Origin of the sequence: Sulfitobacter sp. PR48, from assembly GCF_028807335.1 — a bacterium.
Classification (GTDB): domain Bacteria; phylum Pseudomonadota; class Alphaproteobacteria; order Rhodobacterales; family Rhodobacteraceae; genus Sulfitobacter.
Genome location: NZ_JARAMM010000024.1, coordinates 17,555 through 30,686, shown reverse-complemented (window position 1 = coordinate 30,686; position 13,132 = coordinate 17,555). Strand labels below are relative to the sequence as shown.

Sequence of the window (13,132 nt, the reverse complement as noted above, 5' to 3'; positions counted from 1 at the left end):
GCAAGCCCCCGGCCCCGGCAATGGCAAAACCACCTGACACACCCTATCTTGTGCGCTGGTGGACGCAGGTGGGAGCAGCAACACATGGACGATCAGGAACCGATGGATCAGGCACGGGCGCGCGGCGTGCGTTACGCGCGCGAGCTGGAGGGGCATCTGACCTGGCTCGACACGTTTTCCGGCACCGCCCTTGGCGTGCTGGCGGTGGCCTCGGGGATCTATACCTACCTCGGTGTATCCTCCTTGCTGGATGACAACGGGGCGATGGCCGCCTTTGCCGCGATTGCCTATTCAGTGGCTGTGTCGGTCGGGATTTTTGTCTTTTGGTCCTATATGTTACGGCTCTTTCCTGCGGTGCGCACCGCCCGCGCCCGCGTTGGCCTGCTGGGGGCGATGGGGCTGGGATCGCTTGCCATCATCGCCATGTCGAGCTGGCTGAACGCCGCCGCCCTCGCCGGGTCTGCGGCGGTGGAACAGCATCTGGCCAAGACCGTGCAGGATTATCAGGGGTCGCTGGAACGCGCCCATGAAATTGCCCTGTCGGCACAGGGGCTTGAGCGGGACGTGGCCCGCGTGCGCCAGTCCTTCGAGGATCTCAGCGAGCAGGAGGCCACCGGCAATCTCTCGGGTCTTGCAGGGCGCGGGGCGGTGTTCCGGGTGCTGCGGCAGAAATCCGCCGAACTCTCGGGGCTTGAATCGCAGATCGCAACGCAGACTCCGCTGGTGGCCACCGCTTTTGCCGAGGGCAACCAGATCCTCAGCCGGATGCGCGCGCTGACGGTCGAACCCGGCCCGGTCGAGGCGCGTTCCGTTGAATTTTCCGAACAGGCGGTGCGGCTGGCCGGTCTGATCACGCAACTGCGCCAGCTCTCCGTGGCCTCGCTTGTGGAACGCGCGGCACAGGATCTTTCCGCCTCGGTCGTCCTGCCCGAACTCGACGGCAGCACGGCCGAGAACCGGGGCGCACAGGGGGCGACAATCACCTCCGTGCTCGAAGTGCTGGCGCAGCGCGCCACCACGCTGGAACGCGCGGCACAGGCCGTTCTGGCGATGCCGCCGCCCAGTGAAACCACCTATACGCCCATCTCCAGCGCCGATGCGGTGATCCTCTATGCCCGCAATTTCGTGCCCTCCTGGGCCGGGGCCATAGCGATTGACCTCTTGCCTGCGGTGCTGGTCTTCATCCTTGCGATCACCCAGACCGCCATCCGCTCGGGCCGCGAGGGGGCAGCGATCGAGGATACGCTGACACTGGCCGAGATCCGCGCCGCCCTTGTCGCGATGCGCGATATGGAGACGGCAGGCGCCCCGGCAGCGCCATCCCGCGACCCGTCACGGGAGATCGCCGAACCGCAGGAACCCGTGCGGGTGACGCCGCTGAAATCCACATGAGCACCATCCGCCGCAACCCCGTCGCCCGGATCCTGACGGGGGTGCTGATCTTCCAGCTGGGTCTGGGCCTGCTGCTGTTCTGGGGCGATCTGCGCGACGGGCTGAGCCTGCCCGGCTTTGGCCCGCGTGCGCCATCGCTGACCGAACCGATCCGGCCCGGCGACCAGACCCGCCGCTACCGCCCCGACCGCGCCCCGGCACCGGGCCGCCCGATGCCCGACACGCCCCTGCCCGACCGGCTGGTCCTGACCGCGATAGAGGCGGGCAAGACGATCCTGCTGGAAGGGACAATCAGCGAAGGCGACGGCGCGCGCATTGCCCGGCAGATCGAGGAGCTGGCGCAGACCCCCGAAGGGGTGATCCTGAACTCCCCCGGCGGATCGGTACGCGATGCGCTGGAACTGGGGCGCAAACTGCGCGCTGCCGGTCTGAATACCGCGATGCGCGACGGCGACATCTGCTATTCCGCCTGCCCCTATGTGCTGGCTGCCGGGGTCAGCCGGGATATTCCCGAAGGCGGCTCCGTCGGCGTGCATCAGCATTACTTTGGCGAAAGCACGATCCTGCCCGCCTTTGTCGCCGTGGAAAACATCCAGCGCGGCCAGGGCGAGGTCATGGGCTATCTGCAAGAGATGGGCATCAACCCGTTGGTCATGCAGCACGCGCTGGTGACACCCCCGGACGAAATCTATGTCCTGCTGCCCGAAGAACTGCGCGCCTACGGTTTCGTGCAGGAAATCGGCGGGGATTGAGAGACGGCCCCTTGCCGACTGACCCCGCCACCTCTATCTCAGGGGAGTGGCGGGTTCTGCCCTGTTCGTGAGACGTTACATTCCAGTGGCCTTAAGCAAATCCGAGGGAGCTGGCTCTGTCCGGGCCCTGGTCCGGTTACCTGGTGCCCACCTGTACATACAGGTCCTCGGGAATAAATACTGACCGGCAGATGTGGTCCCGTCACACAAGACCAAAGGCTGCCGCCGCCCGTCCCACCCGAATTTCAGACCGTCCGAACGCCCAATTCCTCGCGGAACAGGCGCCGGATCTCGTCGCGCGTGACCGCGCGTCTTGGCCGTTTGTCGGCATGCAGGTCGATCTTTGCGCTACGGTTGCGGATTACGTTGATCAGTGTCGTCATCTTCTCACCCCATAATGGTGCTGCCCCACACAGCCTATGGGAGAATTGATAGGGCCAAGACCTTCAGAACTGGTAAAGTGGCGCGTCTCTTTCGAACCGCATGGTTAGCGAGATCAAAACGCCTCGGGCCGCGCCTCGCGTGCCATGTGATCCAGCACCGCGTTGACGAACTTCGGCTCCTTGCCCTCGGGAAAGAAGGCGCGCGCCACATCGACATATTCGGTGATCACCACCCGTGGCGGTATCCCGGTATCGCGCAATTCCGCACCGGCGGCGCGGAACAGGGCCCGCAGGGTGGGATCAATCCGCGCGATCGGCCATTTGGCCACCAGCGCGCGGTCTGTCATCTGGTCGATGGCCGCCTGATAGTTCACAGCCGTTTCCAGGACTTCGGCAAAATGGCCGATGTCGCCATCCTGCATTTCGTCGCCCTCGTAAACCGCGCCAAAGCGGTGTTCCAGGAATTCCCGGCGCACCACCTCGACGGTCTGGCTGGAATGTTCCATCTGGAACAGCGCCTGCACGGCATAAAGCCGTGCCGCCGATTTCATCTTGCGCTTCTGATTGCCGGAGAGTGACGTGTTCATGCGATGTTGTTTCCGTCGGCCTCCCCCGCCATCAGCGTATCTTCGCCGCGCGGTTTGAAGCCGATGCCTTTGCTGGTTTGCGCCCACTTACGGCCGAGCGCGATCAGATGCAAGGCCGCCGCCGCCGCGCCGCCGCCCTTGTTCTGGCCGGCAGGGTCGGCGCGCACATCGGCCTGGGCCCTGTTCTCTACCGTCAGGATGCCATTGCCGATGCAAAGCCCCTGCAAACCCAGCATTTGCAACGCACGGCTGCTGTCGTTGCAGACGGTTTCGTAATGGGTCGTCTCGCCCCGGATCACGCAGCCCAGCGCCACATATCCGTCAAAGTTGCTGCGCCGGTCGCTGATCCCGATGGCGGTGGGAATTTCCAGCGCGCCGGGCATTTCGACCACCTCATAGGCGGCACCCGCCGCCTCCAGCTCTGCCTTGGCGCCGTCCAGCAGCCCCTGGGCAATCTCGCTGTAATAGGGCGACACGACGATCAGCACCTTGACCGGTGCATCGAATGTGGGGCGCGGCAGGACCGTATGTTGCTGCGAAGAAGCCATGTTCTACCCTTCCGTGATGGGGCGCGTGCCCACGATTTCGATGGCATAGGCATCAAGGCCCAGATACCGGGTTTCGGGGTTGTCGGTCAGCAGGACCAGCTGGTGCAATCCCAGCTCCGACAGGATCTGCGCGCCAAGCCCGGTGCGCTTGATCGTGCGGGGGCTGTCCTCGTCATCCTCGTCCAGCCGCAGCCGCGGAAAGGGGTCCCGGAACAGGATCACCGCGCCGCGCCCCTCCTCGGCGATGATCTGCATCGCGCGGGGCAGTTCGTCGGCGGGGCTGGGGCCAAGGCCCAGAATGTCTTCCAGTGCGTTGATCGCATGGGTCCGCACCAGCACCGGCTCCGGCGTGGTGATGTCGCCCTTGACCAGCACCACATGATCCGTGCCGGTGATCTTGTCGGCGAAGATGCGCATCTGCCAGTCGCCGCCATAGGCGGAGGTCACCTGCCGCACGTCGCGTTCCACCAGCAGGTTGTCATGCTTGTGACGATAGGCAATCAGATCGCTGATGGTGCCGATCTTGAGGTTATGTCTGGCCGCGAATTCGACCATGTCGGGCAGCCGCGCCATGGTGCCGTCATCCTTCATGATCTCGCAGATCACGCCGGAGGGATGCAGCCCCGCAAGGCGGCTGATGTCCACCGCCGCCTCCGTATGGCCCGCGCGCACCAGCACGCCGCCATCGCGGGCGCGCAAGGGAAAGATATGGCCCGGCGTGGCGATATCCGCCTCGCCTGCCTGTTCGTCGATCGCCACGGCAACCGTGCGCGCGCGGTCGGCGGCGGAAATGCCCGTCGTGACCCCCTCGCGCGCCTCGATGCTGACGGTAAAGGCCGTCTCGTGGCGGGAGGAATTGTTGACCGCCATCATCGGCAGCCCAAGTGTCGCAACCCGCTGCGCCGTCATCGGCAGGCAGATCAGCCCGCGCCCGTGGGTTGCCATGAAATTGATCGCATCCGCATCGGCATGGACCGCCGGGATCACCAGATCGCCTTCATTCTCGCGGTCCTCGTGATCGACCAGGATGAACATGCGCCCCTGACGCGCCTCCTCGATGATCTCTTCAATCGGGGAAATGGCCGAAGACAGCCCTTCTTCCACGGGTCCCGGTGTCTCGTAATTCATCGCATGTCCTCACGTCTGGCACGCTTCACATAGCCCAGCCACCGCCCCTTGACCAGAGCACGCGCCGCCGCGTCGTTATGCCGGAAATACGCCAAGCAGCCGCCTGCAAAGCGCACGGCAGCCCGCGTTCACCCCCCAGGCCCAGGGCCCGCAACCAACCGGGTTCAGGAAAAGTACCGCCCCGCCTCAAGGTAGCCTGCCGCCCGCGCTGCACCGGTCCAGTCGCGCTCCAGCGCGGTGTCCCCGATGATCAGCACCTGATCGCGCAGCAGGCCCTGGGCGGTGATCACCTCGCCCAGATGCGCCCGCATCTCACCCCAGCTGTCGGTAAACTTCGGCGCCGCTGCGGTTGCATCCAGCACCGGATTGGCCGCCGCCACCAGCGTCGGGCTCAACGGGCGATGGACCAGTGCCAGCTTTTGCGCGCCTTCCAGCGCCGCCAGCTTGCCCTCGCGGCCCACCGGCATCTGCGGCGCCTCCATCCGCACCACCCTCAGGGCATTGGAGGAGAACAGCAGCCCCATGACATCACGCCCCGTCGCCTTGCGCACTGCCGCATAGGTCGGATAGTCCAGCCCCAGCGCACGGGCGCGCGCCACATGCATCTTGACCACCATCAGCGGGATCGCCTTGGGCATGGCGGCATTGCGCGCCTTTTGCCACTGGAAAGTCCGCCATTTCTGGCCGCGCTCCATGGTCGGCCCCTGATTATGCCCGATGCCCGGCTTCATGACATTTCCCCCAGCCGCGCGACATAACGCGCCAGGGTGTCGATCTCCAGGTTCACGCGGTCGCCCAGTGCCACATCGCCCCAGGTCGTCGCCTCTTTGGTATGGGGGATAAAGTTGATGCCGAAATCGCAGCCGTCGACCTCGTTCACGGTCAGCGATGTGCCGTTCAGCGCCACCGACCCTTTGGGCGCGATAAAGCGCGCCAGCGCCTTCGGCGCGCGCAGGGTCACGCGGGTGCTGTCGCCCTCATCCGCCATCGCCACCACTTCGGCCACACCGTCCACATGGCCCGAAACGATATGCCCGCCCAGTTCATCACCCACCTTCAGGGCGCGCTCCAGGTTCACGCGTTTGCCGACGTGCCAGCCATTATGGCCGATATTGGTCTTGTCCACGGTCTCGGCGCTGATCTGGACCTCGTACCAATCCGGGCCAAGGCCCACCACCGTCAGGCAGACCCCGTCGCTGGCAATCGAAGCCCCCATGTCGATCCGGTCGGTCGCATAGCCGGTCTTGATCCGCGCGCGCAGGTCGCCTTCCTGCGCCAGCGCGACAACGGTTCCGATATCGGTGATGATCCCTGTGAACATGGGCTGCTCCTTGACTATCCTGTCCACCGAGGTAACCCCACGCCAACCAGACGGCAAGAGCCGCTTGCGCCACATTTTCGCCCCCATTGCATGGCAGGACTGTGCCGACCCGAGCTGCCAGAGGATACACATGACCCACGCCGCGCCCGAAAAAAGGGTATTCCTGTTCCTGCAGGGGCCGCATGGCCCCTTCTTCAACCGCCTGGGCAAGATGCTGCGGTTGACGGGGGCAGAGGTCTGGCGCGTGGGGTTCAACGCGGGCGACCGGGCCTTCTGGTTCCATCCGCGCAGCTATATCCCCTATCACGGCACGGCGCAGGACTGGCCCGAGACCTTCAAATCGCTGATTGCGGAAAAGCGGATCACCGACATCGTGCTTTACGGCGACACCCGCCCGATCCACGCCCAGGCCGTGGCCGAAGCCCGGGCGCGCGGCGTGACGATACATGTCTTTGAAGAAGGCTATATGCGGCCCTATTGGGTGACCTACGAACGCGGCGGCTCCAACGGCAACTCCCGCCTGATGGAGATGACGATTCCGCAGATGCAGGCGGCGCTGGCCAATTCGGACATGGAGGCGCCCCTGCCCCCCGGTCATTGGGGCGACATGCGGCACCATATTTTCTATGGCGCGCTCTACCATTGGTTCGTGATGTTCCGGAACGGCGACTACCGCAATTTCCGCCCCCATCGCAGCCTGCCGGTGACCAAGGAATTCCAGCTTTACCTCAAGCGGTTGTTGCTGATGCCCGCGCTGGCGGCGGACCGTCTGATCGCCACCCTGCGCATCCGGCTGGGCGGCTTTCCTTATCACCTGGCGCTGCTGCAGCTGGAGCATGACAGTTCGTTCCAGATGCATTCACCCTTCGACACCATGGGTGATTTTCTGGAGCTGGTGATCGACGGCTTTGCCAAGGGCGCGCCGAAACATCACCACCTGGTGGTCAAGGCCCACCCGCTGGAAGACGGCCGCGTGCCGGTGCGCCGCGACCTGAAGCGCCTTGCGCGCAAGCTGGGCGTCTCCGACCGGGTGCATTACGTGCGCGGCGGCAAACTCGCACAGCTGCTCAACGATGCACGCAGTGCGGTGACCGTGAATTCCACCGCCGGACAGCAGGTGCTCTGGCGCGGAATTCCGCTCAAGGTCTTTGGCCGCGCGGTCTATGCCCAGCCCGAATTCGTCTCGGACCAGCCGCTGCCCGAGTTTTTTGCCCGTGCCAGCCGCCCCGACAACAAGGCCTACAAGGATTTCCGGCGCTATCTGCTTGAAACTTCGCAAATTCCCGGCGGTTTCTATGCCGCCCGCGGACGGCGGCAATTGCTGCGGCAGGTGGTCGATATGATGCTGGCCGAAGAAGATCCCTATGACGCGCTGGAACATGGAACCGCGGCCCCAAGGCAACAGTTGCGGGTCGTTACCTGACCTAAGCTGCTCACTTGTCTGGATTTTCAATTCTACCTGACGTAGCCTGCGCCCAAATACGTCGAAAAAATCGGCGAAACCCGAGGCAGATTGAACAGGTCGAGGAGACCGGGCAGTGAAAACCAGAAAATTTCGGTGGGCGCGGCCCATCGCAGTGCTTGCGGCATTGGCCGTGATCTCATCCTGCGGCTTGCCACAGGCGGGCCCGAACAAAAGACAGATTTTTTCCGGATCGGTGCAGAAGGAAGGCGATGCCTTCATCGTCTCGGTCAATGACCGTGTCACCCGCGCCACCGCCGTGGTCCCCGCACTTGGCTTCTCCGAAGAATTCAAGAACGCCTCGCAGCTGGGGTCCGACACCATCCGTCCCGGCGACGTGCTGGGCATCACCGTCTATGAAAACGTCGATGATCCGCTGCTGGGTGTCGAAGGCGCCCCGGCCACCCTGCTGGAAGAAGTGCAGGTCGATGGCGCTGGCTTCATCTTTATCCCATATGCGGGCCGCATCAAGGCGGCGGGCAACACCCCCGACGCGATCCGCCGCATCATCACCAACCGGCTGGGTGAACAGACCCCCGATCCGCAGGTCGAGGTCCGCCGCGCGGCGGGCGACGGCTCCACCGTGTCGCTGGTCGGCGGCATCGGGGCGCAGGGCGTCTACCCGATCGAGCGGCCCACCCGCACCCTGTCGACCATGCTGGCCCGCGCAGGCGGCGTCGCGATTGAACCTGAAATCGCGCAGATCACCATCATTCGCGGTTCCAAACGTGGCAAGATCTGGTTCCAGGACCTCTATGAGCATCCCGAACTCGACATCGCGCTGCGCGCGGGCGACCGTATCCTGGTCGAGGCCGATACCCGCTCCTTTACCGCGCTTGGCGCGACCGGAGGGCAGGCCCGTGTGCCCTTTGAAACGCAGAACCTCTCGGCGCTTGAGGGCATCGCCCAGGTCGGCGGCCTGAACGCCGGTCTTGCCGACCCCACCGGCGTCTTTGTCTTCCGCAACGAACCGCAGGAAGTTGCAGAACAGGTGCTGGGCCGCAACGACCTGTCCGGCGTGCAGCGCATGGTCTATGTTCTGGACCTCACGCAGCCCAACGGCATGTTCATGGCCCGCGACTTCGTCATCCGCGACGGCGATACCATCTATGTGACCGAAGCCCCCTTCGCCCAGTGGAGCAAGGTGATCTCGGCCATTACCGGCACCGCCGGATCGGCAGCGAGCCTGACCTCGCTCACGGAATGATCTGAATGGCTCTCGGGCCGGAAATCCACGACACAACCGCCGCCGGTCCTGAAAAGGACCGGCGGCTTTTTGTCTACAACGGCGGTTTCCTGACCCAGCGCCGGGTGCGGCGCATCCTGCGCCTGTCGGGCTATTCGCTGCACCTTGGCCTGCCGCGCGCGGGCGACCACGTGGCGGTCTGGGGCAATTCGCCCACTGCGCACCGGGGCCTTGCGGTCGCCTCGAAACGGGGCGTGCCACTGGTCCGCGTCGAAGACGCGCTGCTGCGCTCGATCCATCCGGGCCGCACCGGCGGTGAGCCGCCGCTGGGCCTGCTGATCGACCACAAGGGGCTGCATTTCGACCCCGCCCAACCCTCTGAGCTGGAAGACCTTCTGGCCAGCCATCCGCTGGACGACACCAATCTGCTGAACCGCGCGCGCGGTGCCATCGCCCGGATGCAGGAGGCGCATCTGACCAAATACACCGGCTTTGAACCGGAGGCCGGGGTCCCTGCCCCCGGCTATGTGCTGGTGATCGACCAGACCCGAGGTGATGCCTCGGTGACCGCCTCAAACGCCGACCGGGCCCGGTTTCTGGAAATGCTGGTCTTTGCCCAGGAAGAACACCCCGGCTGCCCGGTGGTGATCAAATGCCATCCCGAGACGACGCAAGGTCAGCGCGCCGGCTATTTCGGCCCCGAAGACACCAGTGACCGGGTGCGCCTGCTGGAGGATGCGGTCAGCCCCTGGAAGCTCTTCGAAGGGGCGGTTGGCGTCTATACCGTGTCCTCGCAGCTGGGGTTCGAGGCGATCTTTGCCGGGCATAAGCCCCGCGTCTTCGGCCAGCCGTTCTATGCGGGCTGGGGGCTGACCACGGATGAATTCCCAGTGCCGCGCCGCCAGCGCGTGCTGACCCGCGCGCAGCTTTTCGCGGCGGCGATGATCCTCTATCCAAAGTGGTATGACCCCTACCGGGACCGCCTTTGCCCGCTTGAAGACGCGATGGAGGCGCTGGCGGCGCAGACCCGCGCCTGGCGCGAAGATCACCTGGGCTGGACCGGATCAAAGATCAGCCTGTGGAAACGCAAACCCCTGCAAGGCTTCTTTGGCCGGACCAGGCCGATGATCTTTGAAGATGACCCGGCCCGTGCCCGCGCCGCCGCCCCGCGCCGCTGGATGGTCTGGGCGGGCAAGGCCGATGTGGGCCATGGCGACGCCTGCCGGATCGAGGACGGGTTCCTGCGTTCGCGCGGGCTGGGGGCGGAACTGGTGCCGCCCCTGTCGCTGGTCTGTGACGATCTGGGCATCTATTACGATCCGTCCCGGCCCAGCCGGCTGGAAAAATGGATCGAACGCCGCGCCGATCTGCGCCCCGATCAACGCAGGCGCGCCCAGGACCTGATCGCGGCAATCCGGCAGGCCGGGCTGAGCAAATACAACCTTGCCGGCAGTGCCGATCTTGGTGCCCTGCCCAGGGGGCGGCGCATCCTTGTGCCCGGACAGGTGGAGGATGACGCCTCCATCAGGACGGGTGCCGATGCGGTGCGGACAAATGCGGATCTGCTGCGTGCCGCCCGCGCCGCCCATCCGGAGGCGGTGATCCTCTACAAGCCGCACCCGGACGTGGAGGCCGGGCTGCGGACCGGCGGCGACACCGCGGCAGCCCTGGCCGATCACGTGCTGACCCGCGCCGATCCGATCGCGCTGCTGGGACAGGTTGATGAGGTCTGGACCATGACATCGCTTCTGGGGTTCGAGGCCCTGCTGCGCGACGTGCCGGTCACCACGCTGGGCGTGCCTTTTTATGCAGGCTGGGGGCTGACCCGCGATCTCGGCGATGTGCCGCCGCGCAGGCGGGCGGAACCGGGGCTGGAGGGGTTGGTCCATGCCACGCTGATCGACTACCCGCGCTACCTGGATCCGGTAACCGGCATGCCCTGCCCGGTTGAGGTGGTGGTGGCGCGGCTGGCCTCGGGCAATGTTCCGACGCCGGGTCTGGGCAACCGGGCGCTGTCCAAACTGCAGGGGCTGCTGGCGAGCCAGAGCCATCTGTGGCGCGGGCGGTGACTGCGGGATTGGATATTTACAGCCAAAAAGAAAGGGCGGGGGTGGTCCCCTCAGGCGCGGTGCCAGATGTGCAGGGCGTCTGCCCCGATGCGGCGGGTTTCGCCCAGGGTGTAGCGTGGTGCAGCGGCGAGCCGGGACAGGCCCATGGCGCCGATGCCCGGCAACCCCTCTGCCCCGATGATCAGCCCTGCGTTGAAACCGATGAGCTGGTCCACCAGATCCGCCTCGATCAGCGATGCGGCAAGCGCGCTGCCCCCTTCGCAGAAGATCCGCGTCAGCCCATGTGCGCCGAGCTGCCGCAGCACATCGACCGGGTCGAGCTGCCCGCCCCGTGCAGCGCAGGGCAGCAGGGTGGCCCCAAGATCGCGCCATGTGCGCGCAAGGGTCGGGTCGGCGTCCCTGCCATGGCACAGGATCAGCGGCACCTCGGCGGCGCTGCGGGCCAGTTTGCCCATCAGCGGCAGGTCAAGGCGGCGTGACACAACCACCCGGGCGGGCTGCCATGTGACCCCCAGATCGCGCACCGTGAGGCTGGGATCGTCCTTGCGGGCGGTGCCACCGCCCACCATCACCGCATCGTGGCGCGCGCGCATGGCGTGGACGGTGCGGCGTGCCTCGGGCCCGGTGATCCACTGGCTTTCCCCGGTGCCGGTGGCAATGCGGCCATCGAATGTCTGGGCCAGTTTCAATGTCACGACGGGCTGGCCCTGGCTCACACGTCTGAAAAACCCTTCATGATCCCGCCGGGCCTCAGCCTCGCAGACACCCTGCACCACCTCGATGCCCGCCGCGCGCAGCATGGCCACACCGCGCCCGTCGACACGGGCATCCTGATCCTGAACCGCGATGACAACGCGGGCCACGCCCGCCTCGATCAGCGCCCTGGCACAGGGCGGGGTCTGCCCGTGATGCGCACAGGGTTCCAGTGTCACATAGACATCCGCCCCCCTGGCGGCGGCACCGGCCTGCGCCAGCGCCTCGGTCTCTGCATGGGGTCTGCCGCCGGGCTGGGTCCAGCCGCGCCCGACGATCCGGCCTGCCGCCACGATCACGCAGCCCACCGCCGGGTTCGGCCAGACACGCCCCTGGCCGCGACGCCCCAGCGTCAGCGCATGCGCCATGAAGCGCGCGTCGATGCCCGCCTGCCCGGTCACTCTTCCTTGGGCAGGTCGGGCCGCAGCTCAGCGACGAATTTGTCGAAATCGTCTGCAGCCTGGAAGTTCTTGTAAACACTGGCAAAGCGCACGTAGGCCACGGTGTCGATCCGGTTCAACGCTTCCATCACGATCTCGCCGATCTGCTTGGAACCGATGTCGGTTTCGCCCATGCTTTCCAGCCGCCGCACGATGCCGCTGATCATCTGGTCGATCCGCTCGGGCTCTATCGGGCGTTTCTGCATCGAGATCCGGATCGAGCGTTCCAGCTTGTCGCGGTCGAAATCCTCGCGTTTGCCATTGGTCTTGATCACAACGAGGTCGCGCAGCTGCACACGCTCATAGGTGGTGAACCGCCCGCCACAGGCCGGGCAAAAACGCCTGCGCCGGATGGAAACGTGATCCTCCGCCGGGCGACTGTCCTTAACTTGGGTATCGATATTTCCGCAGAATGGGCACCGCATCGGCCATCCCCCTTTTTCTAACCTGCCTCGCTTGTGGGGCTATACGCCCTCTTGCCGAAACTTATAGGGTCTACGCGAGGTTTTGGGTAGGGGCGAAATGCGCCGCAACATGTTGTGTGTCCAGATGTGACCTGAAGCCAACGGTCGCCGATGCCGCGCCATGCAGGCAACAGGTGGGGCAAATGCAGGTCACCGGGACGAAATTTGCCGCAGGTGCCACCGGAACCGCAGGGCTTCAGCCCCTGTCGGCGCTGAAATGTGCCGCGACCCTGCGCCGGTGCGGCGCATCGCGATGTTCGAACAGATAGATCCCCTGCCAGGTCCCCAGTTGCAGCCGACCGCCTGCCACGGGAATGGACAGGTTCACCGGCAGCATCGCCGCCTTGATATGGGCGGGCATGTCATCGGGCCCTTCCATGCGGTGCCGCAGATAGCTCATGGCGGGAGCATCCGCAGGCGGCACCAGCCGTTGGTAGAAGGCCAGCAGATCGGTCTGCACATCCGGGTCGGCGTTTTCCTGTATCAGAAGAGAGGCCGAGGTGTGGCAGATCAAAAGCGTCAGCAACCCGTCGCCCTGACCGGCAACCCAATGCGCGACCTTGTCGGTAAGCGGGTATAGCCCCTGGCCCGCAGTGGATAAGGTAAAATTGGTCTGCATGGTTCCGATCAGCCCCGCTGGCCCCCTG

Annotated in this window: 14 protein-coding genes and 1 other RNA gene; 6 read left to right on the top strand and 9 right to left on the bottom strand. The window is 65.4% G+C overall.

From position 1 onward, the window contains the following. The first annotated feature begins 84 nt into the window (after positions 1-84). From PVW51_RS21850 to ssrS, 3 genes are all read left to right on the top strand, one after another. On the top strand, positions 85-1,392 hold the full coding sequence (locus PVW51_RS21850; protein ID WP_274577490.1) for a hypothetical protein: 1,308 nt from the start codon (positions 85-87) through the stop codon (positions 1,390-1,392). After that, positions 1,389-2,144 carry a hypothetical protein gene (locus PVW51_RS21845; RefSeq protein ID WP_274577488.1) on the top strand — a complete coding sequence of 252 codons (756 nt, stop codon included), beginning with the start codon at positions 1,389-1,391 and terminating at the stop codon, positions 2,142-2,144. The genes PVW51_RS21850 and PVW51_RS21845 overlap by 4 nt, the downstream gene beginning before the upstream one ends. Before the next feature lie 50 nt (positions 2,145-2,194). Further along, a non-coding RNA gene (ssrS, locus tag PVW51_RS24335) (6S RNA) lies at positions 2,195-2,348 on the top strand. Between the two features lie 41 nt (positions 2,349-2,389). On the opposite strand, the gene PVW51_RS21840 is transcribed toward ssrS, so the two are convergent. The 6 genes from PVW51_RS21840 to PVW51_RS21815 all read right to left on the bottom strand — a co-directional run bounded on the left by PVW51_RS21840 (position 2,390) and on the right by PVW51_RS21815 (position 6,111). Beyond that, on the bottom strand, positions 2,390-2,527 hold the full coding sequence (locus PVW51_RS21840; protein WP_274577486.1) for a hypothetical protein: 138 nt from the start codon (positions 2,525-2,527) through the stop codon (positions 2,390-2,392). 113 nt (positions 2,528-2,640) lie between these two features. Next, positions 2,641-3,114: a transcription antitermination factor NusB gene (gene nusB / locus PVW51_RS21835; protein WP_274577483.1), complete on the bottom strand. Its 474-nt coding sequence runs from the start codon at positions 3,112-3,114 to the stop codon at positions 2,641-2,643. Further along, positions 3,111-3,662, bottom strand: coding sequence for a 6,7-dimethyl-8-ribityllumazine synthase (locus tag PVW51_RS21830; protein WP_274577481.1), 552 nt, complete (start codon positions 3,660-3,662; stop codon positions 3,111-3,113). The genes nusB and PVW51_RS21830 overlap by 4 nt, the downstream gene beginning before the upstream one ends. A 3-nt stretch (positions 3,663-3,665) precedes the next feature. Beyond that, a complete protein-coding gene (gene ribB / locus PVW51_RS21825; RefSeq protein ID WP_269365454.1) occupies positions 3,666-4,790 on the bottom strand; it encodes a 3,4-dihydroxy-2-butanone-4-phosphate synthase in 1,125 nt (374 codons plus the stop codon). A 164-nt stretch (positions 4,791-4,954) separates the two neighbouring features. Then, a complete protein-coding gene (locus PVW51_RS21820) occupies positions 4,955-5,521 on the bottom strand; it encodes a hypothetical protein (protein ID WP_114273436.1) in 567 nt (188 codons plus the stop codon). Next, complete coding sequence (locus PVW51_RS21815) at positions 5,518-6,111, bottom strand: riboflavin synthase (protein WP_114273437.1); 594 nt, start codon at positions 6,109-6,111, stop codon at positions 5,518-5,520. Before PVW51_RS21815 ends, PVW51_RS21820 begins: the two co-directional genes overlap by 4 nt. A 130-nt stretch (positions 6,112-6,241) precedes the next feature. On the opposite strand from PVW51_RS21815, the gene PVW51_RS21810 reads away from it, so the two are divergent. From PVW51_RS21810 to PVW51_RS21800, 3 genes are all read left to right on the top strand, one after another. Continuing rightward, the gene (locus tag PVW51_RS21810; protein ID WP_274577469.1) at positions 6,242-7,534 is read left to right on the top strand and encodes a capsule biosynthesis protein; all 1,293 of its coding nucleotides are present in this window, start codon (positions 6,242-6,244) and stop codon (positions 7,532-7,534) included. A 115-nt stretch (positions 7,535-7,649) separates the two neighbouring features. After that, positions 7,650-8,780, top strand: coding sequence for a polysaccharide biosynthesis/export family protein (locus tag PVW51_RS21805; protein ID WP_269365461.1), 1,131 nt, complete (start codon positions 7,650-7,652; stop codon positions 8,778-8,780). Between the two features lie 5 nt (positions 8,781-8,785). Beyond that, positions 8,786-10,828 carry a capsular polysaccharide biosynthesis protein gene (locus PVW51_RS21800; protein ID WP_274577466.1) on the top strand — a complete coding sequence of 681 codons (2,043 nt, stop codon included), beginning with the start codon at positions 8,786-8,788 and terminating at the stop codon, positions 10,826-10,828. 50 nt (positions 10,829-10,878) lie between these two features. Here PVW51_RS21800 and ribD read toward each other — a convergent pair whose 3' ends face one another. The 3 genes from ribD to PVW51_RS21785 all read right to left on the bottom strand — a co-directional run bounded on the left by ribD (position 10,879) and on the right by PVW51_RS21785 (position 13,104). Continuing rightward, entirely contained in the window at positions 10,879-11,949 is a 1,071-nt protein-coding gene (gene ribD, locus PVW51_RS21795) for a bifunctional diaminohydroxyphosphoribosylaminopyrimidine deaminase/5-amino-6-(5-phosphoribosylamino)uracil reductase RibD (protein ID WP_274577526.1), read from the bottom strand. A 29-nt stretch (positions 11,950-11,978) separates the two neighbouring features. Next, on the bottom strand, positions 11,979-12,446 hold the full coding sequence (nrdR, locus tag PVW51_RS21790; protein WP_067289253.1) for a transcriptional regulator NrdR: 468 nt from the start codon (positions 12,444-12,446) through the stop codon (positions 11,979-11,981). 235 nt (positions 12,447-12,681) lie between these two features. Next, a complete protein-coding gene (locus PVW51_RS21785) occupies positions 12,682-13,104 on the bottom strand; it encodes a secondary thiamine-phosphate synthase enzyme YjbQ (RefSeq protein ID WP_274577461.1) in 423 nt (140 codons plus the stop codon). Between the last annotated feature and the right edge of the window lie 28 nt (positions 13,105-13,132).